The organism is Rhodoferax sp. GW822-FHT02A01 (genome assembly GCF_038784515.1).
Classification (GTDB): Bacteria; Pseudomonadota; Gammaproteobacteria; order Burkholderiales; family Burkholderiaceae_C; genus Allorhodoferax.
Genome location: NZ_CP152376.1, coordinates 2,153,379 through 2,176,245, shown reverse-complemented (window position 1 = coordinate 2,176,245; position 22,867 = coordinate 2,153,379). Strand labels below are relative to the sequence as shown.

Sequence of the window (22,867 nt, the reverse complement as noted above, 5' to 3'; positions counted from 1 at the left end):
ATGGTTCAGGCCGCTTCCTTTACAGTGAGTGTTTGCGCTTCACCTTGACGCACTATTCGCTGCAATTGCGGCACACAGGATCCGCAATTCGTTCCGCATTGAAGGGCGCCTTGGAGTGCCGCCAACTGCTCTTTTTCAGAGCCAGTGCATTTTTGAAGATAGGTATTGATGGCTTGGTCGGTCACGCTGAAACACGTGCAGACTATCTGGCCGCTGGTGGCAACCTCTACAGGAGGCTTGCTACTGGGCACCAAAAGCGCACGACCATATCGTTGTATCGGTTGGCTGCTGGTCAGCAGCGTGTTGATCCACCCCTGCGCGCTGGTATCGCCCGAGAGCAGGAAGCCATCGAGCAGGGTGTCGTCATGGGTGCGGCGCAGCCGCATGGTGCGGTGCTGCCCGCGCTTGGGGTCGGCATAGCGCAGCACCTGGGCGCCTTGCAGTTGCAGGATGGCTTCGATCTGTTGCAGCACATCGGGTGCAGGTGCTTCATGGTCCGCTGCGCGCAGCAGCAGGCCTTGGCGCTCGGCCGCGCCATCCATGGCTGTGGCATTGGCAAACGGGACGCAGGCGGCGTAGGCAAAGCGCTCCATGAGCGACTGCAGCTGGCTGCGCGCGGCCAGCACCTGCTCGGGGGCCAGCCAGGCCATGGCCACCAGAGAATAGGGCAGCTCGGCTTTGAGAACTTTGACTGCGGCATGCTTGAATTCGGGCTGTTTGGAGTCCGGGCAGAAGGCCGGGCTGGTCAGCGCGTTCACGCCCGCCAGACGCTGGCCGGTGCTGCTGCGCCCGCTGATGAATTCCTCACCCCAGTGCATGGCCAGAAACACCTGGCTCATGGCCTGCTCGGCACTGGCTTGCACCGGCACCAGGATAGAGCCGCGCCGACTGGTCACATGCACCAGATCGCCCTCCTTGAGCAGGCGCCGTGCCATGTCCTGCGGGTGCATCTGCAGGGCCGGCTCACGCGCATGCCCGAACAATCGTCCCAGCGTGCCGGTGCGGCTCATACCGTGCCATTGGTCGCGCAGGCGCCCAGTGTTGAGCGAGAACGGGTAGCGCGCCTCGCGTGGTTCGGCCACGGGCTTGTAGGGCACGGCGGCAAACTGCGCACGGCCATCCGCAGTGGGGAAGACGCCGTCTTCGTATAGCCGGGCGCGCCCCTTGCTGGCACCTTCTGGAAAGGGCCACTGCTGCGGTGCTATCTCCAGTGCCGTGTAGCTCAAGCCCGTGATGTCCAGATCGCGCCCGCGGGTGGATTCGCGGTGTTCGTTCCAGATCGACTCAGGTGTGGTGTAGGGGAACAAGGTGGGTCCTACGCGCCCCAACGAGCGCTCCAGGCGCTGCGCAAAGTCCACGGCGATGGCCCAGTCATGTCGGGGGGCGCTTTCGCTCTGGTGGGTGTTTGCCTCACTGGGTGGCGGCACTGCTGCGCGCACGCGGCTGATGCGGCGTTCGCTGTTGGTCACCGTGCCCTCCTTCTCGCCCCAGGTGGTGGCGGGCAGCAGCAGGTCGGCGTAGCGGCAGGTGGCCGTGGTCGCAAACGCTTCCTGCACCACCACGTACTCGGCACGCTCCAGCGCGCGGCGCACGGTGGCCTGATCGGGCATGCTTTGGGCCGGGTTGGTGCAGGCAATCCACAAGGCCTTGATCTCGCCGTCGGCGGCGGCCTGGAACATTTCCACGGCGGTCTTGCCGGGTGTTGCGGGCACATCGGCCACGCCCCAGAGATCGGCGACTTCTGCGCGGTGTTGCGCATTGCCCAGGTCCCGGTGGGCACTGAGCAGATTGGCCAGGCCTCCTACTTCGCGCCCGCCCATGGCATTGGGCTGGCCGGTGAGCGAGAAGGGGCCAGCTCCGGGCTTGCCGATCTGGCCGCAGGCCAGGTGCAGGTTGATGAGGGCGGCGTTCTTGGCGGTGCCGCTGCTGGACTGGTTCAGGCCCTGGCAATACAGGCTCAAAGTGGGCTGGCGCTGTACGGCCTGCAACTTGCCATCTGCGCCGACCACTCTATGGCCCAGGCCCGTGAACAGACGGGTGGCTTCCAGCAGAGCGTCCTTGCTGATGCCGCAGACCTGCGCCACCAGATCGGGCGTGCAGTCGCGCACCGTTGCCTTGAGCGCATCAAAGCCGGCTGTGTGCTCGGCGATGTAGGCGGCATCGGTCCAGCCCTCCCACAGCATGAGGTGCAGCATGCCGTTGAACAGCATCACGTCGGTGCCGGGCTGTATCTGCAGATGCAAGTCGGCCATGTCGGCCGTATCGGTGCGCCGAGGGTCTACCACCACCACCTTCAGCGTGGGGTTGGCTCGTCTGGCATCTTCGATGCGGCGGTACAGCACCGGGTGCGCAAAGGCGGTGTTGGAGCCGGTGATGAACAGCGTGGCCGCAAAGTTCACATCGTCGTAGCAGGCCGGGGGCGCATCGGCACCCAGCGTCTTCTTGTAGCCCGCCACGGCGCTGCTCATGCACAGGCGCGAGTTGGTGTCGATGTTGTTGGTGCCAATGAGCCCCTTGGCGAGCTTGTTGAAGACGTAATAGTCTTCGGTGAGCAACTGGCCCGAGACATAGAAGCCCACTGCATCGGGGCCGTGCTCACGAATGATGCGGGCAAAGGTGGCGCTGGCCTGGGTCAGTGCCGCATCCCATCCCAGCGGCTGGGGCGTTGCGCCGCGCGTGAGCCGCTGCATGGGTTGCAACAGACGCGTCTGCTGCGTCACTACCGCGCTTGCAGTGAGATGCAGGGTGCTGCCCTTGGAGCAGAGTCGCCCGAAGTTGGCTGGGTGGTCCGGGTCGCCGCGCACACCGGTGATCTGCGCGCCCTTGCTCTCGATGATGACGCCGCAGCCCACACCGCAGTAGGGACAGGTGGAGCGGGTTTCCTGCATGGGGCGCTCGTTCACTGTATGCGGCTTACGCCGTGGCCGTGCGCCGGGCAGGTCCTGCAACCGGGCGCAGCAGATCGGTGGCGTGGTTCTGCAGTTCGGCTGCCTTGAGGTAGACCTGCCCACCCTCGAGCTTGACGCTGAACTTCGGGGTGCAACCCTCATCCGGCGCAGAAGCCTGGCCGTCACACAGGCCAATGCTCCAGTTGTGCAGCGGGCAGGCCACATGGGTGCCAAACACAATGCCCTGGCTCAAGGGGCCACCCTTGTGCGGGCAGCGGTCCAGCAGCGCGAACACCTCGTCCTGACTGTTGCGGAACACCGCCACGTCCAGCCCTTGTGCGCGCGCCACGCGGCGCGAGCCCAGCACCGGGATGTCGGTGAGCGCACAGATCAGAGCCCATTCATTGGACGTGTTGTGGAGCTTGCTCATGCTGCTGCTCCTTCCTTGACGGTCAGCGCGTCAAACTGGCGCGTGTCCACCTGTGCTTCCTTGAAGTCAAACCAGGGATCGGGCTCGCCATCGAGCGCAAATTGCAACTGCTCCCACAGCGCCTTGCGACCGGCATGGTCTTCGAGGATGCGCTTCTTCACATAGTCCAGGCCTACGCGGTTCACAAAGTGCACCGTGCGCTCCAAGTACCAGCCCTCCTGGCGGTACAGCTCGCAGAAGGCGCCGGTGTACTCCAGCACCTCTTCGGCCGTCTTGAGCTTGGTGAGGAAGTGCGCCACCTCGGTCTTGATGCCGCCATTGCCCGCCACATACATCTCCCAGCCGCTGTCCACGCCAATGATTCCGACGTCCTTGATGCCGGCCTCCGCACAGTTGCGCGGGCAGCCCGAGACGGCGAACTTCACCTTGTGCGGCGCGTACATGCGCCACATCGCACGCTCCAGGTCCTTGCCCATCTGGGTGCTGTCCTGCGTGCCCATGCGGCACCACTCGGAGCCCACGCAGGTCTTGACCGTACGCAAGGCCTTGGCATAGGCGTGGCCGCTGGGCATGCCGATGTCCTTCCACACGGCCTGCAGGTCTTCCTTTTTCACGCCCAGCAGGTCGATGCGCTGGCCGCCGGTGACCTTGACCGTGGGGATGTTGTACTTGTCCACCGCGTTGGCAATGCGGCGCAACTCATCGGCCGTGGTCTCGCCACCCCACATGCGCGGGATCACGCTGTAGGTGCCGTCCTTCTGGATGTTGGCATGGCTGCGCTCGTTGATGAAGCGGCTTTGCGGGTCGTCCACCGCCTCCTTGGGCCAGCTGCTGATCAGGTAGTAGTTCACAGCCGGGCGGCACGATGCACAGCCATTGGGCGTCTTCCAGCCCAGATGCTTGTACACCGCGGTTATGGTGAGCAGCTTGCTTCCATCGGCCAAAGGCGTGCGTATGGCTTCGCGCACGGCCGCATGGCCCAGGTCGGTGCAGCCGCACATGGCCTTGGTCTTGGGGGTGGCCGAGTAGTCGCCACCGGCGGTGAACATCAGGATCTGCTCGACCAGTCCGGTGCATGAGCCGCACGAGGCGCTGGCCTTGGTGTGCTTGCGCACCTCTTCGATGGTGAACAGGCCCTTATCCTTGATGGCCTTGCAAATGGTGCCTTTCTTGACACCGTTGCAGCCGCACACCTCGGCGTCGTCTGGCATGCTGGCGGCCTTGTTGTGGCCCTCATGCCCCACGTCGCCGATGTTGCTCTCGCCAAACATCAGCTTGTCGCGGATGTCGGCAATGGAGCGGCCGTCGCGCAGCAGCTTGAAGTACCAACTGCCGTCCACCGTGTCGCCATACATGCAGGCGCCCACTAATCTGTCGTTCTGGATCACCAGCTTCTTGTAGACACCGCCAAAGGGGTCGCTCATCACGATCTCTTCGGTGTTCTCGCCGCCCATAAAATTGCCCGCACTGAAAAGGTCGATGCCAGTGACCTTGAGCTTGGTGGAGGTGAGTGACCCCTGGTAGCGGCCAATGCCGTAGAGCGCCAGGTGGTTGGCTGCCACCTTGGCCTGCTCGAACAAAGGCGCCACCAGCCCATAGGCGATGCCGCGGTGCGCAGCGCATTCGCCCACGCTGTAGATGCGTGCGTCGGTCACGGTCTGCATGGTGTCGGTCACCACGATGCCTTTGTCCACGTGCAGCCGCATACTCTGGGCCAGCTCGGTGTTGGGGCGTATGCCCACAGCCATGACGACGAGATCGGCGGCCACTTCGGTGCCGTCCTTGAAGCGGATGGACTTGACGCGTCCGCCCTTGCCATCGTCCTGGCTGCCAATGAGTTCCTGGGTTTGCGCGCCCATGAGGAACTTGAGGCCGCGCTCCTCCAGCGACTTGCGCAAGAGACCGCCTGCGACGCTGTCGAGCTGGCGCTCCATCAGTGTGGGCTGCACATGCACCACGGTGACCGTCATGCCACGCAACATCAGGCCGTTGGCTGCTTCCAGGCCCAAGAGGCCGCCGCCAATCACCACCGCATGCTTGTAGCGTGTGGCGGCCTCGATCATGGCGTTGGTGTCGGCGATATCGCGGTAGGCAATCACGCCTTCCAGGTCCTTGCCGGGCACCGGCAGGATGAAGGGGTTGGAGCCGGTGCACAGCAGCAGTCGGTCATAGGCCGCTTCGGTCACTGCACCGTCGGCGCCCACCGAGCGCACTACGCGCTTGACGCGGTCCACCTCAGTGACCTTCTTGCCTGCGTACAGGGTGATGCCGTTCTCTTCGTACCAACTAAACGGGTTGAGCACGATCTCATCGAGCGTCTGCTCACCGGCCAACACCGGGCTCAAGAGGATGCGGTTGTAGTTGGGATGCGGCTCTGCACCGAAGACCGTGATGTCGTACAGGTCGGGTGCGATTCTGAGCAGCTCTTCTATCGTGCGCACGCCGGCCATGCCGTTGCCAACCATCACGAGTTTCTGTTTTTGCAGCGGGGGCGGTTTCATGTCCATGGGAATCTCCATTCAGACCAATAGATGAATTCGGACGCAGCAAAGCTGCGCAAGGAAAAAAGTGGGGAGTGAGAGCCACGTCTTGGCCAAGACGTACCGGCAGGTGCCGGTTATGGACCGCCAACACTGTGCAACTTCGTTGTGCACAGAATCTGGGCGGTGTAATCTCTTTCGAACGCGTCGTTGCGTTGTACCTGAGTCAATGCAAGAGCCGTGCCACATGACCCCAACCGCGATTTCCCAAATCAGAATAACAATACGACCTATTTCGCGTTAGCCGCGCCAACTCCCCAAGAAGCCATTCCCAAATGACATCCGCCTTGTTATGCGTCACCCGCCAATTGACGGCCCCATCCTTGAAGGCAGACTTGCAGGATGCCGGCATTACGGTGCTTGCATCACTGCATGAGGTGAATAAATTGGTGCAAGCCGTGGCAATTCATGCACCAGACGTGGTGATCTGCGACGAGCCCTCTCCGAGCAGCAGCTGGTTCGACGCCATCCAGTTGTTTGAAAAGGCAATGCCCTGCCCTTTGATCGTTTTCACCCACGATTCCGATGCCAAAAACATAGAGAGGTCCATTGCATCCGGCATTCACGTATATGCAGTCAATGGCTACTCGAGCAACCGCCTGCGCCCTCTGATTCAGCTGGCACAGGCACGTTTTCGCCACGAACAGCAATTGCGCAAGGCCTATGAGGACATGGCAACGCGCTATGAAGAACGCAAAGTCGTGGATCGGGCAAAAGGCATACTGATGCGCGCCCAGCAAATATCGGATGACGATGCATTCAAGGTGCTGCGCTCAACGGCCATGAGCTCCAATCAGCGTATGGGGCAGCTCTCGCAGCACGTGATACAGTCGGCACGCTTTGCAGAGGCCGTCAACCATTCCGGGCAGCTGCGGATGCTCTCGCAGCGCCTCTTCAAACTGCATTTGCTGAAGGAGTCCAGTCCGCAGTCCGAGCAATATGCAGATTTGCTGCAAAAGTCAGTGGATTGGGTCAACGGCAATTTTGAATTGCTGCGCAAGAGCATCTCATTGCCAACGTTTGGCGACTTGCTGGATCAGGTTGAAAAGAGCTGGGGGCAGCTCAAGACTGCGCTGACGTCCGGCCCCAGCGAGGCCGTGGAAGATCTGGCGGAAAACCTTTTGCAGGGCGCCGAGCGCCTGACGGCCCGGTTGGAAGCATCGGGTCAGGCCACGCCGCTGCGTCTTCTCAATCTGGCAGGGCGCCAACGCATGCTCTCGCAACGCTACGCACGATTTGCGCTGCAGACGGCTGAGCCGCAGGGCGCGTCCAGTGCAGCGGTCAAAGACGGCATGTTGGCAGCACAAACCGAATTCGAGGCGGCACTGACGTCCCTCAATGCCATACCGCTCAGCGACGCTGCCATTCACCAGACGCTGCAAGACGCAGGCATTGCATGGCTCAGAATGGTGGCGGCCACCAAGAGCCTGCCTGGTGCGGCGCCTCGCAAACGGGTCGAATTCATGGATGAGGTGTTCCAGAGCAGCGAAAAGCTGCTGGAGCTCTTTGACCAATTGGCGGCCCACTACGAGCGAAGTCTGGAAGTCCTGGTGGGTTGAGGCACTTGCGTCTTCATGAGCATTGCGTTGGTTCCCCAGTTTTCGATCTGATGCACCGCATGTGCTGCGCCGCACCAAAACCGGGCGAACCCAAACTCTTTTGCGCAACATTTGGGCGCAGAAATTGCGTACCCTTGGTGCATGGCATTTGAAATTGACATCGGATTTACTTCCCAGGCAGGCGCCAGGGAGGTCAACGAGGACTTTTGTGGCGCCATGCTGCCCAGTCCAGCCCAGGCCGACATGGGTGCCATTGCGGCAGTTGCAGATGGAGTGAGTCACGGCGGCATGGGGCGTGAAGCAGCCCAAACCACAGTCATCAGTCTGCTGCGAGACTATTACGGCACGCCTGAGACGTGGAACACGACCGTCGCACTGGATCGGGTTATTTCCGCCCAAAACGCCTGGCTGGCTGGCATCAACCGCCGCCGCATACCGGCTCTTGGCATGAGCACATTGACCGCTCTGGTCATCAAGGGCCAGTCGTACGCCCTTGCCCATGTGGGCGACACGCGCGCCTATTTGTTGCGCGACGGAGAGTTGATCCAGTTGACGCAGGACCATGTCGTGCAGCATCCGGACTTTCATCACCAGTTGCTGCGTGCCATCGGATATGAGGATCGCGTGGCCGTGGATTACGAGCAAGGCGACGCGCAGGTGGGAGATGTGTTTGTGTTGCTCACAGATGGAGTACACGGCAGTCTGGACTCCAAAAGAATCCGGGAGACGGTGCTCAGCCACAACTCTTCACAGCTGGCAGCGCAGGCACTGATTGACGCGGCACGCAAGGCCTCAAGCCAGGACAACGTCACTGCGCTGGTTCTGCGGGTCATTGGCCTCCTGGATGCATCCCTATCCGACGAAAGCCAGAGTCTGAAAACGCTGCCCATCCCGCCACGCTTGCAGGTGGGCAGTGTCATCGATGGACTGTCGGTGACTGCACTGGTGGCGGATAACGGTGTCAACCTGCTGTACCAGGTACGTGATCTCGCTTCACAGAAACTGTTCGCGCTCAAAACACTGAACCCGTCACGCGCCAACGATCCGCAGGAGCGAGAGATGCTGGCGCACGAGGCGTGGCTGGCCAAGCGCATGCGCTCGTCCAGCGCTGCCGACTACCTGGTGACACTGCACGATGAATTGCCGGGCAAGACCCCCCGTTCTGCGTGCTTTCTGCTCTACGACTGGCACCGGGGTGAGACCTGCGCCCAGTGGCTTGCGCACAAAGGGCCGTTGCAGGTGCCGCAATTGCTGGGCTTGGCGACCCAGGCTCTCAAGGGCCTCATGCTCCTGCACCGACAAGGCGTGGTACACCGGGACATCAACCCGACCAACCTGCATCAGGGTGAAGACGGAGTCCTGCGCATCCTCGATCTAGGCGTTGCGCTCAGCGGACGGGAGTCGCAATCTGCGCGGGAGCTGCATGCGGGAACACCCAGCTACGTCAATCCTGAACAGTGGGGTTTCAGCATCAAGGGTGGCGACATGACCGCGAAGCAGTTGCCTGATGCGCGCAGCGATCTTTTTGCGCTGGGCGTGACCCTCTACCAACTCCTCACAGGCCGCCTGCCCTACGGCCAAGTGCTGCCGTACCAGATAGGCAGGTACCACAGGGACCCGGTGCCCCCAAGCCGCCATCGACCGGAGATCCCCATTTGGCTTGACCACGTGATTCTGAAAGCCGTGGCGCGAGACCAGAGCCAACGGTTTGAAACGGGTGAAGAGTTTCTTCTTGCGCTGGAGCGAGGGGCTGCAAGACCATTGCCCATCCCGCAAAACACCCCTCTGCTGCTGCGCAGCCCCAGCACCGCTTGGAAGCTGGCTTTTGCCGTATCAATGCTTTTCAACTTGCTCCTCATCTACTGGCTTCTATTTCTGCCCAAATAGATGACATCCCTCACTTGCAGAAATATTGGCACGGGCATTGCTTGAGCCAATTCACTCCGGCCAACGAAGGCCATTTGATCGAACCACCTCCTTGCCAGGAGGTGGCTGAAGTCAAGGACAACGAAGTCCTCATTCGCCATGCATGCCGATGGCAGTCTCCAACCCTCGACAAAGGTCCAGGGGTTCCCATTTCCGCGTTTGAACTTTGCTGCGAGATCCCATGAAGAACTTCCGCCTGTTTTTGCAAGCTGGCCATGCCCCAACGCTTTGGGCCGCTCTGACCTATTTCACTTTCTCCTTTGCCATCTGGGTGATCAACGGCAGCATGGCGCCCTTTATCAGCGAGGCATTGCATCTCAGCCCCACCCAAAAGGGGGTCATGCTGTCCATTCCAATCTTTGCCGGCGCCCTCCTGAGATTCCCGCTGGGACTGCTTGCACAGTACATAGGTCGCAAGAACGCCACCCTGGTCGAAATGGGTGGTATCGCTATTGCCATGGCCTATGGATATTTCTTCGTGCAGACGTTCAATGACATCATTGCAATGGGTGTACTGCTGGGCGTAGCGGGAGCAAGCTTTGGGGTTGCAATGTCACTGGGATCCGGCACCTTCCCGCCGCGCTACAAGGGTTTGGCCATGGGCATCGTAGGTGCAGGCAATGTGGGAACCGCATTTGCGGCATTGTTGGCCCCCATGCTGGCCCAGAGGTATGGATGGCAGACCGTCTATGGCTTTGCCGCCTTGAGTGTGGCAGTACCCGCTGCCGTGATGGTGATTTTTGCCAAGGAGCCAACGGATCTTTCACCCCACTCCAAGCTGAAGGACCATCTGAGTTGCCTGTATGAAAAGGATGGCTGGGCATTCAGCCTGATCTACGTCGTCACCTTTGGAGGATTCCTGGGCTTGGCAACCTTCTTGCCCAGCTACTTCTATGACCAATTTGGCGTGAGCAAAGTCCAGGCGGGTCAGCTCACCATGCTGGCGGCCTTCCTGGGTGCAGCCTTGAGAATCGTAGGCGGATGGCTGTCGGACCATTGGGGGGGCGTGAACACACTGACCACGGTTCTCGGCATCACTGCCGTCTCCCTGGCGCTATGTGGCCTCGCAGGAAATTCACTGACGGTAACCATGCTGCTCTTCATGCTGTGCTTTTCTGCTCTGGGGGCCGGCAATGGAGCGTTGTTCCAATTGGTTCCATTGCGCTGGCCAACCACGACGGCCGTTGCGGGCTCCATGATTGGTGAGATTGGTGCACTGGGTGGGGGGCTTATTCCCAACGCGATGGGCATATCGAAGCAATACACGGGAACATTCATGTGGGGATTTCTGGGGTTTGCTTGCGTGGCTGTCATCATGCTGGTCCTGCTGCGCACCATGCAAATTCGCTGGACCCGGACCTGGGCTGAAAAAGGCGGGCGGGCGCGCACCGCCTAGTGCAATCGCTCTGGTCCAGAAAGCAGATACCATGCTGAAGAAGAAGGTTCGCAAGTCGCACCAAAGGATTCTTGCAGGCAATCCGATCTGGCGGGCCTTTGCACAGAAACCCATCTCGCGGCAATTGCACACGGACATTACCCTTACCAGTCTCTGCGCCTTTGACGAGCTGGTTGCCGGATCTGGAACTCGGGTTCACGCGAGCAGGTTGTACGCATGCTGCAACATGGGGTTGGTGCTTTCTGAATGGGGTTACGGCGCCGAGTGCATTGAGGACATTCTTGCCGCCCAAGCGTCCATCTGCTCGTGTCAGGAGCGTGCGCTCAACGGTTTCGGATACTCGCTGAATCCCGCTGAATCCGGCACGATCAGGGAGTTCCTGGGCATTCACCAACAACAGACCGAGCTTGCCACTGAAGCAGAAATTGCCAGGGCATTTGCCATTGTGGAAGACCAGATGATTTTCAGATAGCTGTTATCCGATTGCCTTGTGCGTCAAACCAGCGACCGACGTCACACAAGTGCTGACGAGTCTGGATATCCAACTGAGCAAATTCAATCTTGCTTTCCTCCTTACTATTTGATTAACATCAATTATGGTGAAAGGGTGCCAACCACATACTGACAGGGATTCCAATAAAGTCGTTGAAGCTACCAAATGAATTCCCCGCTTAACCGCCTGAGCGTGCGCAACCGGATCTGGGCACTGGTTGTGCTCCTGATCGGCGGCATCGTTCTTGGTGGCCTCATCAGTGCGTTGACATTAAGAGACGAAATGTGGCGGGAAAAGGAGGAAAAGACCCGCCAATTGGTAGAAACGGGTCTTAGCGTACTGTCCCACTATCACCAGATGCAAGTACGGGGCGAGCTCTCCGAGGCTGCAGCTCAACAGGCCGCCAAAGACACCATTCGGGCCATGCGTTACGACGGAGCCGAGTATTTCTGGCTTACCGATCTGAGCCTCCCATTTCCCAGGATGGTCGTACATCCCACATTGCCCGAGTTGGATGGACAAGTTCTGGACTCAGCCCAATTCAACAGCGCCAAGGGACAGCTCGTTGGCACGGAAGGCCCCTTTGTGCCAATCGATGGCAAGAAGAATCTCTTCGCGACCTTCGTCGAAGTGGTGAACAAGGGCGGTAAAGGGTACGTCACTTACGACTGGCCAAAGCCCAAAGTGGGCGCTGGGGTGACGGAACAGCGCTACCCCAAGTTGTCCTATGTCGAGAAATTCGAGCCCTGGGGGTGGCTGATTGGATCCGGTGTCTACGTGGACGAAGTGGATGCCATTGTGAGGAGCCAGATCGGATACACACTTTTGTTCGCGGCCGCCAGTGGAATGGTCATTCTGCTGTTGGCCAGTTTGTTAGCAAGTAGCATTACCCGCCCGCTTCATCAAACCGTCATTGCGATGCGTCGAATTGGGCAAGAGGATGGTGCGTTTGCGGAGCGCCTGCCCGTGGAAGGGCGAGGCGAAATTGTCGAACTGGCGAACGGCTTCAACGAGATGCTGGAAAAAATTGAAGTGCGCGACGCCCTGTTGGCGCGACAACGGAACTCACTTGAAGTGGAAGTTGCTGCCCGCACAATCGAACTGCGCGACACCAATATAGAGTTGCAGCGGGAGTTGGCAGAGCACCATAAGGCCGAACAGCTGGTTCAGGAGAGCCGCATTCGTATGCGCGCATTGATCGACGCAACCAACGAGTCCGTCCTGCTGCTGGATCCGGAAGGCAGGATTCTTGCCATCAACGCATTTGGCGCGAGCCGGTTTGGACAATCCCCGGAAGAAATCAATGGCAAGAATTTCTTCGCGCTCATGCCGGAATCCCTCGCAGATAAGCGAAGAGTCCTGGTGCAGCAAGTCTTTACAAGCGGGCAACCTCAACACTCACAGGATAGACGGGGCTCGGTGTTCTTCAGCAACAGCCTCTACCCGGTCAAAGATGCTTCGGGCACGGTGGAAAGTGTCGCCATCTTTGCAAAGGATGTAACTGAGCAGCACCGAACCAAGGAAGTGGATACCATTTTCAGCGCATTGGACAACGTCCTATTGAAGTGGCAGACGAATTTGGAGTCCATTGCGCAGATGTTTTGCGAAGAGATTCTGCCCGTCTTCGATCTGATGGCGGCTTGGGTTGGTCGTGCAGACAAGGACGGCAAACTTGTGATGTTGGCCAGCGCGGAAGGGGACGAAAAGGGCATGCTTAGCTCCTTGCGTTCAGGCAGCATGCGCTGGAAGGGCGATCCATCTTGTTGTGCCTTCGCTGGAGAAGTAATCCAAAGCGGGAACTGGAAGATCGTGATGTCCGATGATCCGCAATGCCAGTCCTGCAGTTCGCGCATTGCCTCCGAGCAGACACGCTCCGTGATTATTCTTCCGGTGACCTTGCGTGGCGCAACCTGGGGCGCGCTTGCCCTGTATGGGCGTGATGCTCACCACTTCGATGGTGAGGAGTTGCCGCAGCGCCTGGCGACCATCGCCACGCGTTTGGGCTACGCACTGGAATCTGCGATGCAGCAGGAATGGCTGACATTGATGGATACGGCTCTGGCTGGTGTGGGCAACTCCGTCTTCGTCACCGATGCCAAGGCCAACATACTGTGGGTCAACCGGGCCTTTACCGAGCTATCGGGCTTTTCGAGCGAGGAAATACTCGGCAAGAACCCAAATGTGCTGAGCTCGGGCGCCCAGGACGCTGCCTTCTATCAGCATTTCTGGCAAACCATCAAGGCCGGAACGACGTGGCATGGAGACGTTGTCAACGCCCGTCGTGATGGAACCCGATACACCGTCAGCCAGACAGTGACACCTTTGCTCAACGCGGAGGGACAAGTCAGCCACTATGTTGCCATTCTGGAGGACATCACCCAACGTCGGATAGAAGAAGAGCGCATAAGACATTCGGCCAACTTTGATCTGCTGACCGACCTACCTAACCGCAGCCTGTTTTTCGATCGCCTAGGACAAGCCATGGCACACGGTCGACGAGATGGCACACCAGGCGCTTTGATGTTCCTGGACCTTGATCACTTCAAGGAAGTGAATGACCAGCTCGGCCACGCTGCCGGAGATAGTCTGCTAGTGGCGGCTGCTAAACGCCTGCGCGAGCAAGTACGGGAAAGTGACACAGTGGCACGCCTGGGGGGTGACGAATTTACCGTGATATTGCCAAGCTTGCGTGACGATACGGATGCTGTGCGAGTGGCCGACAATATTATTGAAGCCCTGCGCAAGCCTTTCGAGATTGCAGGTACGCAGGTGCTGATTGGAGTCAGCATTGGCATCGCGCTTTTTTCAAAGCATGGCAACACGGTCGAACGCGTTCTCAGTGCTGCCGACCACGCCATGTATTTGTCGAAAAATGCCGGACGCAACCGCTACTCATTTGCCACGATCGAAGCTGCATCTTCAAAAATGAAGCATGAGTCGAATCAGCAAAGCTGAAGGTTGACTGTTCAAAGTGAGGTCATCTCACTTGCGAATCGCCAGCTAACGACCACGAGCAGGCTCTTGTGAATGACTGGTTTCGACGTTCCTCTTGGCTGTTTGTTCTTGGTTATACGCAAGTCACGAATGTTGCCTCGAAGTGGCGCTTCTTCGACTCAAGAAAACCAATCACAAAACATTTCCAATTGCTCACATTTTTCTTCAACCAAGTCACCGTCAACGCACCTTAAGCACTTGGTTGAGTAGTTGAACGTTACCGGTTTGAGCAAGGAATTGATACGCGTTCCGATTTTTTGTTGATCGATTCTGCGACCACCAATAGATGCCGTTGACAGCGAGGTCAGACGGATGAAACATCAATACTATTCGCAGTCAGATCCTCGACGGCCCACAGCAGGGCTTCAAACTCATCAATGGGCAGAGGCTTGCCAAATAAATAGCCCTGAAAATTGACGCACCCCTTGTCCAACAACATACGCTGGTGGTCAATGGTCTCAACCCCTTCAGCAATTACACCCATGTCCAGGCTCGAAGCCATGGCGATGATGGTGTGAACAATTGCGCGGTCTTGTACGTCCGATACGATGTCACGAACAAATGACTGGTCGATCTTGAGTTGCTCAAGCGGCAAGCGCTTGAGATACTGCAGCGATGAATATCCCGTACCAAAATCATCGAGAGAAAACATTACCCCCAACTTGTTCAATGTCTTCATTTTTGAAATTGTGTCGTTGATATCTTCGAGCAGCATGCTCTCCGTCAATTCCAACTTCAATCTCTGTGGATTGATTCCGTGGCGCTGCATCGCCTGCACCACTTGATCAACGAAATCGGCTTGTTGGAACTGCTTGGCACTGACGTTGATGGCCAATGCAAGGCCTTGTGTGAGTTCGATCTTCTCCCAAGCTTTCAGTTGAACACAGGCCATGTCCAACACCCATTGGCCGATTGGAAGAATCAACCCGGACTCTTCGGCAATGGGAATGAATTGGGCGGGTGGCACCAACCCCTTTTGCGGATGAACCCAACGGATCAATGCCTCGGCGCCGAGTGCACAGCCTTCGCTGTTCACTTGAATCTGGTAGAACAGCTGAAATTGGTTCTTCAATAGCGCTTGACGAAGTTCTCCTTCAAGGCTCACACGGGCACTGATGCTCTCTTGCATCTTCCGATCAAAGAACCGCAGTCTATTTCGCCCTGCCTTCTTGGCTTGGTACATGGCAATGTCGGCTTGCTTCAGCAGCTCTTCTACTCCCTGGTCAAGGTTGCTGAATAGCGCAATGCCCATGCTGGCAGTGCTGTGGTGCGAGGCATCTCCCAGATCATAGGAAATGCTGAGGCCATCCAGAATCTTCTGACCAATACGCCCGGCTTCAGACGCTGCTTCGACTGCGTCGGCGCTCAGGTCCTCCAGCAGCACCACGAATTCGTCGCCTCCGAATCGCGAAACCGTATCACACGCCCGTACACCCCCACTGATGCGGGCGGCCACCTGCCGCAACAGCAGGTCTCCCATTTCGTGCCCCTGGGAGTCATTGAGATCCTTGAAGTTGTCCAGGTCGATGAACAGCAATGCACCGGTGTGTCCGTTGCGGGCGCTGGATGCCAAAGCCTGCTGCAATCGGTCAATCAGAAGGCGCCGGTTGGACAAGTTGGTGAGTGAATCGTAAAACGCAAGCCGCTGGATCTCCTCTTCCGCAGCCTTATTCTTGGTGATATCAACCGAATTGCTGACGTAGTTGACGATGCGGCCATTTGAGTCCTTCACTGCGGTGATAGTCAGCCGTTCCAGAAAAGCCTGGCCATTCTTGCGGCAATTCCAAATCTCACCAGTCCAACTCCCAGTCGTGTGGACCTTACTCCACATTGCTGCAAAGAAGGCAGCGTCGTGTCGACCCGAATTCAGGATTCTCGGGTTCTGACCAATGACTTCCTCTTCCATGAAGCCAGTGACTTTTGTGAATTCTTCATTCACTCTGAGAATCTTCCCGTCAGCATCTGTGACAAGAATGCACTCCTGGACATTGAATGCCGTTGCCAATATGCGCATTTGATTGTCGAACCTGGCGTCAAGCAGCGACGTGATAAGCGTTGTGACGAGAAAACCAAAGGCAACCGCGCCCACCACATAGCCGAATCCACCCGTGCCATAGCCGTTGGCCGATCGACATATGCTGCCCAACGGAAACTGGGCAGCAGCCATTCCTGTGAAGTGCATGGTGAAAATGGCAAGACCCATCACTATCGAAGACAGTATTTGCCATTGCAGCACCCGCTCCTGCTGATGTGAACGCATCCAGAAAAAAATCCGCAGCGCCACAAAGGATGCGCCGATTGCAATGGCGATTGAAAGCACAACAAGCCATGGGTTCCAGACTATTGCCGGATCCATTTGCATTGCGTACATCCCGACGTAATGCATAAGCGAAATGCCAAGGCCCATGATGGTTCCGCCGACGAATAGCTGTCTGGAATTCAGTGCCTTGGTGCTGGCGATATAGAGTGCCACACCGGAGACGGTTATTGCAGCAATCCACGAAACCAGGGTAATGGACCAGTCGTAGCCCAAAGGAATAGGCAAACTGAAAGCCATCATTCCAACAAAGTGCATGGCCCAAATGCCCGACCCCATGACCAGTGACCCACCGGTAAGCCAGACAATTGCGCCTTTTCCACTGTGCTGAGCAACCCGTCGCGACAGGTCAAGGGCTACATAGGAGGCGAATACGGCGACGAGCAATGACAACGCAACCAACTGTGGGTCGTAACTGCTAACCAAGAAAAGTGGCATTTTGGACGCCCTTCCAACGATGAAGTCTCTGTTTCCCTGATTTTTATTTATTCACTTGCCGCAGCGCCTGTCGGATTCTGGCACGCCGTGCATCAAAAGCTGGACCAATCGCCTTCGGCTTCGGCTGTGGCAACGACCTTTTTCTTGGCCTGAGCTGCAATCCGGGGCGCTTGGCTGGCTGAGACGGCTGCCGACTGCTTGGCGCCGACTGCGCGTGCATGTTCCACGTGTCGCACGGGCGCCCGCTGCACTGCAGCAGTCCGGAAGTGTTGCTCGCTTTGGCCGGCCAGTTGGAACACGCTGACTGCCTGCACCAGGTCCTGCGCCTGACCCTTCAGGCTCGACGCCGCCGCGGCCATCTCTTCCACCAATGCGGCGTTCTGCTGCGTTGCCTGGTCCAGCTCCGTCACCGCCTCGCCCACCTGGCCGACGCCCGCAGCCTGCTCTGCACTGGCCGCGCTGATCTCCCCCATGATGTCGGTCACCCGGCGGATGGAGCTCACCACTTCCGTCATGGTCTCACCAGCCTGATCCACCAGAATCGTGCCCTGCTCCACCCGTTCCACGCTGGCATTGATCAGCATCTTGATTTCCTTGGCCGCTTCGGCTGAGCGCCCGGCCAATGAGCGCACTTCGCTGGCAACCACCGCAAAGCCGCGACCCTGGTCACCTGCGCGCGCAGCTTCCACCGCCGCGTTGAGCGCCAGGATGTTGGTTTGAAAGGCAATGCCGTCGATCACGCTGATGATGTCGCTGATCTTCTTGGAACTGTCGTTGATGCCCTTCATGGTGTCCACCACCTGAGCCACCACCTCACCACCTTGGACAGCTACGGTCGAGGCGTTTTGCGCCAACTGGTTGGCCTGGCGCGCGTTGTCGGCGTTTTGCCTGACCGTCGAGCCAAGCTCCTCCATGGATGCAGCAGTTTCCTCCAGCGCGCTGGCTTGCTGCTCGGTGCGGGCGGAGAGGTCGTTGTTGCCCGAGGCAATCTCGGCACTGGCGCTGGAAACGCCTTCGGAGCCGGAGCGAACCGTTGCCACCACGTGGGTCAGCGCGGTCTGCATGCGGGCCACCGCAGCCATCACACTGACGGTGTCGCCACTACGCACCTGCAGTTGGCTGGTCAGATTGCCGTCGGCCACCTTGCCCACCACCTCGCACAGCACGTCAGGCTCCCCCCCCAAGGCACGTGTCAGACTGCGAATGATCAGCACGCTGGCCACCCCGGAACCTATCAGCGCCACACAACATGCCAGGATCAGGTAGTTGCGCTGGGCCGCATAGTCCTGCGCGGCCGCTTGCACCAATTTGACCGCGTGATCGGCCGTGTAGCTGGAATACTCATCCGAGACCTTGACCAGCTTGGCCAGGAGCGGGCGGCATTCGGTGTTCATTTTGGCAATGGCCTCGTCCTTCTTGCCTTGCAGCGCCATGTCGACAATGGACAGGGCCACCGGCGCGTAGGACTGCTCGATCTTGTCGATCTCCCCAATCAACCGGCGCGCCTCCTCGGAGACGCCTGGGGCTTCGGCCAACTTCTTGAGCTTGGTCATATTGGTTCCCACATCGGCGTGCGCCTTGGTGACCACTTCTTTTTCTACCGCGAGGTCTTCGGGCTTGGTTACCAATACCAGATTGCGTGCGGCAACCGCACGCAGGTCTATTGCTTCCCGCACAAGGTGTGCCGTGTTGGCCCGCGCGCCGATGCCGTTGACGTAGTTGTCAAAGCGCTCCTTGGCGTCTCCCAGTGTGATGATGGCCATGCCGGCGATCAGCAGCACCAAGGCGCCCAGGCCACCAAATGTCAAGGTGAGCTTGGCTCGTACAGTTAAATTATTCATGATCATTGTCTCCTTGTGTCTATCGATCCAACGTTTGCTGAAACCAGCCCCATCTCTTGGCTGCTCATGAGCTTGTCTATGTCGATCAACATAAGCAAGCGTTTTGACAGTGTCCCTATCGACAACAGGTGTTCACTGCCGACACCAGACGAGAACTCCGGTACTGGGCGCATCTGCTCCGGGGTAAGCGTCACCACGTCCGACACACCGTCCACCACCATGCCCACGGTCCTGTGCCCGATGCTCAGCACTATGCACACGGTGAGCTCACCGTACTCCACCCGCTCCAGATTGAACTTCACCCGCATATCGAGCACCGGCACGATCACGCCACGCAGATTCAGCACCCCCAGCACAAAGGCTGGCATGTTGGTCATGCGGGTGGGCTTTTCAAATGAACGGATTTCCTGCACGCTAAGGATGTCGATACCGTATTCCTCGTCGCCCAGCTTGAAGCTGAGCCACTCGCTCGGGACGCTTGGTCCTTCATTGGACTGTGCACTCCGTCCGCCGCGCAGCGATGGTCGTGCAGCAGAAGAGTCGGGTGATGTGGTTGATGGTGTTTGCATAAAGTCTTGTTGGAAGAAAGTTGGGCGTTGCTGGAACTCACGATGGGTTGCTTGAGGTAACCGAAAACGGGCTATGAACCAGTTGATGTGCAAGCGAAATTAAGCGCACGGGGCTGAATGGCTTGACCAGATAGGCACTGGCGCCAGCCTTGAGCCCTTCCTGTACTTCCAGGTCGTCCCCGCGGTCGGAAAGCATGACCACCACAGTCTTGTTAAGCTGAAAGTCCAGGCGAATCAATTTGCAAAGTTCAATGGCCTGAATTCCGGTGATGCCACATCCCACCAACACCAGATCGGGACACAGGGAATACACAAGCTCCAGCCCGGCTGGGCCTTCGCACGCTTCGGCGACAGAAAAGCCGCTGAACTCCAGGGCCATGCGGATGAACCACCGTGTGGAAGGGCAGCTCTCTATGGAAACGGCGGTAAATGATTGCATGCCCGAATAGTGCAGGAGGCCCGCGTAAACCACCATCGGAATGGGCTGTATCGAAGACAGAAATTTCCGTCAATGATCGGAATTTTCCGAACCATGATGCCTGGACAGCTTGGAGACAGTGTCCACATTGCTTAGCAGCGAAGGTACATTCTTTATGCTGGCTTCTCTCTTCCTGAATCTATATATTCCTGCAATCAGTTGAGTGAACTTTCCTTAGTCAGACAAACCAGCTGGACTTGTCTTCGTGAGCATCCAGGGGTTTCTGCCCGCAATCAAAAATACTTCAGCACTTGAGGCCTGACGGTAAGGCTACATATGCCCAATAGAATCCCACAATTGCCGACCACAAATGTCTGAAGGAGTTAAACAAATGAGACATACAGATGCGAGGATAGAACTTAACTCAATAGCGGAGGCTCTTGCCCAATTAAGGGACACATTGGTCGAACTTTCCCTTGCTCTCAAAGATCAGCTGGCGGACTCGCCATCAGCTTGGCGCGAGGAAGTTACAACTCAAGCGGATTTGCAGCTTGCAGATATTTTGAAAAATGTGCGCAGATCCGATAATTAGATGTTGGGAAAATTGCTTTTTTTACAATTAAGCTATTGGAAGTAATTAAAACGACGTCATCGAATCAAGTATCTTAAAAGAATGAATCGCGCAATCGCATTGTCGAGTAACCGCCACAACTTGGCTTTCAAAATTCATTTTTGAAGGCCCAGTTCATTAAGTGCGCGCCCAAACTCTTTCAAGTCAATTCGAATATAGAAAACCATAAGTTGCCCGCGCAAGCGGGCCATCATCCTCTCGCTAGCCGCTTGTGTAGCGCTCGTTCCATTGCTTTACCCATTCGGCAACGGCTTCGCCAGACAATTCAACAACGTCTAAGTGCTCCTGACCAGAAGTTTCACAGTGGATATTGTTGCTACGTAGGCACAAGTCATATTCCAACGTTTTGATGATTTAACGAGATGGAGTATTGACAATGCACATCTCCTCTGTGCAAGCGACAACTGTCCATATAACCTTGGGGCTATCGCTGACCTTTGAATTCGTTTGATGTCGCTATGCCCTAATGGGTATTCGTACCGTGCTTGTTGCTGTGAAGGCCCCTCAGCGATACATTTCCTACAGGAAGTGGTGCGTAAAGAGCAAAGAAGTTCAGGCTGATTTTCAAAGACTCAAAACTGCAAGGAGGTTGCCATCGTGAGTAGCATGATCCCCCGTGACAAAAAGCCAACGCCAGGCGACTCATCCCGGTCGACCAAATCGCCTTCCGACCAATTAATTCCCCAAGAATCGGAAATAGACGAACGAGACTTGCTTCGAGCGCTCCTGGAAAACTCTCCGGATCACATCTACTTTAAAGATACCCTCTCGCGCTTTATCAAATGCAGTCGAGCGCAAGCCCTCGAATTTGGAGAGCAGTCCCCTGATGATTTGATCGGAAAGACGGATTTCGATATATTTTCAAAGGATCACGCTACTCCTGCATTTGAAGATGAACAAGAGATCATTCGGACCGGTCAACCAATAGTTGGCAAAGTGGAGAAGGAAACCTGGCAGGATGGCCGTCAGGAAACGTGGGCCTGGACAACAAAAATGCCTTTGCGAAACAAGGATGGAAAGATTGTTGGCACGTTTGGCATATCAAAAGACATAACAGAATTCAAAAACACTGAAGCGGAGCTGGCCTACCAAAGAGATCTCTTTTCCATTTTGATGGATAACACGCCAGACTCCATTTTCTTCAAAGACACGCAGTCACGGTTCGTCAAAATCAGTAGATCCGAAGTCAACAATTTGTTGCGCCTTGCCACCAGCCGATACTTGGCAGCACGCACGGGCGACGAAGCGAATGCTTTACCAGTGCACCTGACCAGTGCAGAAGAGTTTGAAAAATATGTCATCGGCAAGACCGATGCGGATATTTATGGCACGGAAAGAGCTGCAGAGTTTGGCAACGACGAAGCGGAAATTCTTCGCACTGGAATTTCAATTGTCGAAAAGAGCGAGAAAACAGAACATCCCGATGGGCGCGTCGTCTGGTATCTCACCACAAAAGGGCCATGGCGGGATAAAAGTGGCAAAATTATCGGCACGTTTGGTACATCCAAGAATATTTCGGAGTTAAAAGCTGCACATGCACGCATTGAAGAGGTGCAGGCCCAATTGTTGGATTCAGCGCGGATAGCCGGCATGGCAGAAATCGCCATCAATGTTTTGCACAATGTTGGGAACGTTCTCAACAGCATCAATGTCTCCGCAGGACTTATAAGTACCCAGCTGGCCAGTTCCAAAATCATTGGATTGGAGCGTGTCGCAAATCTGATGGAGGAGAACGCCAGTCATCTCGGGGATTTCATTGCGAATGATGCGCGAGGCAAATTGCTGCCAACCTATTTTCGACAACTTACGGAGACGTTGCGACTAGAACACGACGCCATATCCAATGAGCTCAACTCGTTGCTGAAAAATGTGGAACATGTCAAACAGGTGATTGCAACGCAACAGTCCTATGCCAGTTCAAAACGCATGGTTGAAAGCACAAATCTAATCGATCTAATCGAAGATGCTTTGCGCATGAATTCTGTATCTCCATCGCACCTTAAGACTGAAGTAGTCAGGGAGTACTCTGAACTTCCCGCTTATGCCCTTGATCGACACCGTGTGCTACAAATTCTGGTAAATCTAATAGCCAATGCCAGGCAGGCCCTTAGTGCAGATGGGGTGGTACATCCAACTATGACCCTGCGCACCTATATGGAAGAAGGAAAAGGTAGGCTTGTACTGCATATTCAAGTCAGGGACAATGGAGAAGGAATTGCACCCGAAAACTTGAAACGGGTGTTCTCTCATGGTTTCACCACTCGACCAAACGGACATGGTTTTGGATTGCATAGTTGTGTTGTAGCCGCTCAGGAAATGGGCGGAACGCTCAGTGCGCAAAGTGATGGTGTCGGCAAAGGAGCGTCATTCACTCTGAGCATTCCCATTCGATCATCTGAATTTGAAAAATCCGGCAACTAGAGCAAT

Annotated in this window: 14 protein-coding genes; 7 read left to right on the top strand and 7 right to left on the bottom strand. The window is 57.0% G+C overall.

Annotated elements, in window-relative coordinates; all coding sequences use genetic code 11:
* Positions 1 to 5 precede the first annotated feature (5 nt).
* The 3 genes from AAGF34_RS10200 to nirB are packed head-to-tail and all read right to left on the bottom strand — an operon-like array spanning position 6 to position 5,804.
* Positions 6 to 2,888: a molybdopterin-dependent oxidoreductase gene (locus AAGF34_RS10200; RefSeq protein ID WP_342620491.1), complete on the bottom strand. Its 2,883-nt coding sequence runs from the start codon at positions 2,886 to 2,888 to the stop codon at positions 6 to 8.
* 25 nt (positions 2,889 to 2,913) lie between these two features.
* The gene (gene nirD, locus AAGF34_RS10195; RefSeq protein WP_342619182.1) at positions 2,914 to 3,318 is read right to left on the bottom strand and encodes a nitrite reductase small subunit NirD; all 405 of its coding nucleotides are present in this window, start codon (positions 3,316 to 3,318) and stop codon (positions 2,914 to 2,916) included.
* Positions 3,315 to 5,804: a nitrite reductase large subunit NirB gene (gene nirB / locus AAGF34_RS10190; RefSeq protein ID WP_342621074.1), complete on the bottom strand. Its 2,490-nt coding sequence runs from the start codon at positions 5,802 to 5,804 to the stop codon at positions 3,315 to 3,317. The genes nirD and nirB overlap by 4 nt, the downstream gene beginning before the upstream one ends.
* Positions 5,805 to 6,133: 329 nt before the next feature.
* Between nirB and AAGF34_RS10185 the strand changes: the two genes are divergently transcribed.
* From AAGF34_RS10185 to AAGF34_RS10165, 5 genes are all read left to right on the top strand, one after another.
* Complete coding sequence (locus tag AAGF34_RS10185) at positions 6,134 to 7,417, top strand: ANTAR domain-containing protein (protein ID WP_342620490.1); 1,284 nt, start codon at positions 6,134 to 6,136, stop codon at positions 7,415 to 7,417.
* 141 nt (positions 7,418 to 7,558) lie between these two features.
* On the top strand, positions 7,559 to 9,304 hold the full coding sequence (locus AAGF34_RS10180; RefSeq protein ID WP_342620489.1) for a bifunctional protein-serine/threonine kinase/phosphatase: 1,746 nt from the start codon (positions 7,559 to 7,561) through the stop codon (positions 9,302 to 9,304).
* 220 nt (positions 9,305 to 9,524) lie between these two features.
* Positions 9,525 to 10,739, top strand: coding sequence for an MFS transporter (locus AAGF34_RS10175; RefSeq protein ID WP_342620488.1), 1,215 nt, complete (start codon positions 9,525 to 9,527; stop codon positions 10,737 to 10,739).
* Positions 10,740 to 10,770: 31 nt separating this feature from the next.
* Entirely contained in the window at positions 10,771 to 11,211 is a 441-nt protein-coding gene (locus AAGF34_RS10170; RefSeq protein ID WP_342620487.1) for a hypothetical protein, read from the top strand.
* A 186-nt stretch (positions 11,212 to 11,397) separates the two neighbouring features.
* Positions 11,398 to 14,187 carry a diguanylate cyclase gene (locus AAGF34_RS10165; protein WP_342620486.1) on the top strand — a complete coding sequence of 930 codons (2,790 nt, stop codon included), beginning with the start codon at positions 11,398 to 11,400 and terminating at the stop codon, positions 14,185 to 14,187.
* A gap of 343 nt (positions 14,188 to 14,530) precedes the next feature.
* On the opposite strand, the gene AAGF34_RS10160 is transcribed toward AAGF34_RS10165, so the two are convergent.
* From AAGF34_RS10160 to AAGF34_RS10145, 4 genes are all read right to left on the bottom strand, one after another.
* Complete coding sequence (locus tag AAGF34_RS10160; RefSeq protein WP_342620485.1) at positions 14,531 to 16,981, bottom strand: EAL domain-containing protein; 2,451 nt, start codon at positions 16,979 to 16,981, stop codon at positions 14,531 to 14,533.
* 92 nt (positions 16,982 to 17,073) lie between these two features.
* Positions 17,074 to 18,822, bottom strand: coding sequence for a methyl-accepting chemotaxis protein (locus AAGF34_RS10155; protein WP_342620484.1), 1,749 nt, complete (start codon positions 18,820 to 18,822; stop codon positions 17,074 to 17,076).
* Between the two features lie 2 nt (positions 18,823 to 18,824).
* Positions 18,825 to 19,391, bottom strand: coding sequence for a chemotaxis protein CheW (locus AAGF34_RS10150; RefSeq protein ID WP_342620171.1), 567 nt, complete (start codon positions 19,389 to 19,391; stop codon positions 18,825 to 18,827).
* Positions 19,392 to 19,428: 37 nt separating this feature from the next.
* Positions 19,429 to 19,830, bottom strand: coding sequence for a response regulator (locus AAGF34_RS10145; protein ID WP_342620170.1), 402 nt, complete (start codon positions 19,828 to 19,830; stop codon positions 19,429 to 19,431).
* Positions 19,831 to 20,179: 349 nt separating this feature from the next.
* On the opposite strand from AAGF34_RS10145, the gene AAGF34_RS10140 reads away from it, so the two are divergent.
* Both AAGF34_RS10140 and AAGF34_RS10135 read left to right on the top strand, forming a co-directional pair.
* Positions 20,180 to 20,401, top strand: coding sequence for a hypothetical protein (locus tag AAGF34_RS10140; RefSeq protein WP_342620169.1), 222 nt, complete (start codon positions 20,180 to 20,182; stop codon positions 20,399 to 20,401).
* A gap of 645 nt (positions 20,402 to 21,046) precedes the next feature.
* Complete coding sequence (locus AAGF34_RS10135; protein ID WP_342621073.1) at positions 21,047 to 22,861, top strand: PAS domain-containing protein; 1,815 nt, start codon at positions 21,047 to 21,049, stop codon at positions 22,859 to 22,861.
* Positions 22,862 to 22,867: the final 6 nt, after the last annotated feature.

Bases quoted from the DNA above. Each gene is read 5' to 3' on its own strand.
- AAGF34_RS10155 (WP_342620484.1), bottom strand. From the start codon at position 18,822: ATGAATAATTTAACTGTACGAGCCAAGCTCACCTTGACATTTGGTGGC.
- AAGF34_RS10140 (WP_342620169.1), top strand. From the start codon at position 20,180: ATGTCTGAAGGAGTTAAACAAATGAGACATACAGATGCGAGGATAGAA.
- nirD (WP_342619182.1), bottom strand. From the start codon at position 3,318: ATGAGCAAGCTCCACAACACGTCCAATGAATGGGCTCTGATCTGTGCG.
- AAGF34_RS10165 (WP_342620486.1), top strand. From the start codon at position 11,398: ATGAATTCCCCGCTTAACCGCCTGAGCGTGCGCAACCGGATCTGGGCA.
- AAGF34_RS10170 (WP_342620487.1), top strand. From the start codon at position 10,771: ATGCTGAAGAAGAAGGTTCGCAAGTCGCACCAAAGGATTCTTGCAGGC.
- AAGF34_RS10145 (WP_342620170.1), bottom strand. From the start codon at position 19,830: ATGCAATCATTTACCGCCGTTTCCATAGAGAGCTGCCCTTCCACACGG.
- AAGF34_RS10150 (WP_342620171.1), bottom strand. From the start codon at position 19,391: ATGCAAACACCATCAACCACATCACCCGACTCTTCTGCTGCACGACCA.
- AAGF34_RS10160 (WP_342620485.1), bottom strand. From the start codon at position 16,981: ATGCCACTTTTCTTGGTTAGCAGTTACGACCCACAGTTGGTTGCGTTG.
- AAGF34_RS10175 (WP_342620488.1), top strand. From the start codon at position 9,525: ATGAAGAACTTCCGCCTGTTTTTGCAAGCTGGCCATGCCCCAACGCTT.
- AAGF34_RS10185 (WP_342620490.1), top strand. From the start codon at position 6,134: ATGACATCCGCCTTGTTATGCGTCACCCGCCAATTGACGGCCCCATCC.
- AAGF34_RS10200 (WP_342620491.1), bottom strand. From the start codon at position 2,888: ATGCAGGAAACCCGCTCCACCTGTCCCTACTGCGGTGTGGGCTGCGGC.
- AAGF34_RS10135 (WP_342621073.1), top strand. From the start codon at position 21,047: ATGATCCCCCGTGACAAAAAGCCAACGCCAGGCGACTCATCCCGGTCG.
- AAGF34_RS10180 (WP_342620489.1), top strand. From the start codon at position 7,559: ATGGCATTTGAAATTGACATCGGATTTACTTCCCAGGCAGGCGCCAGG.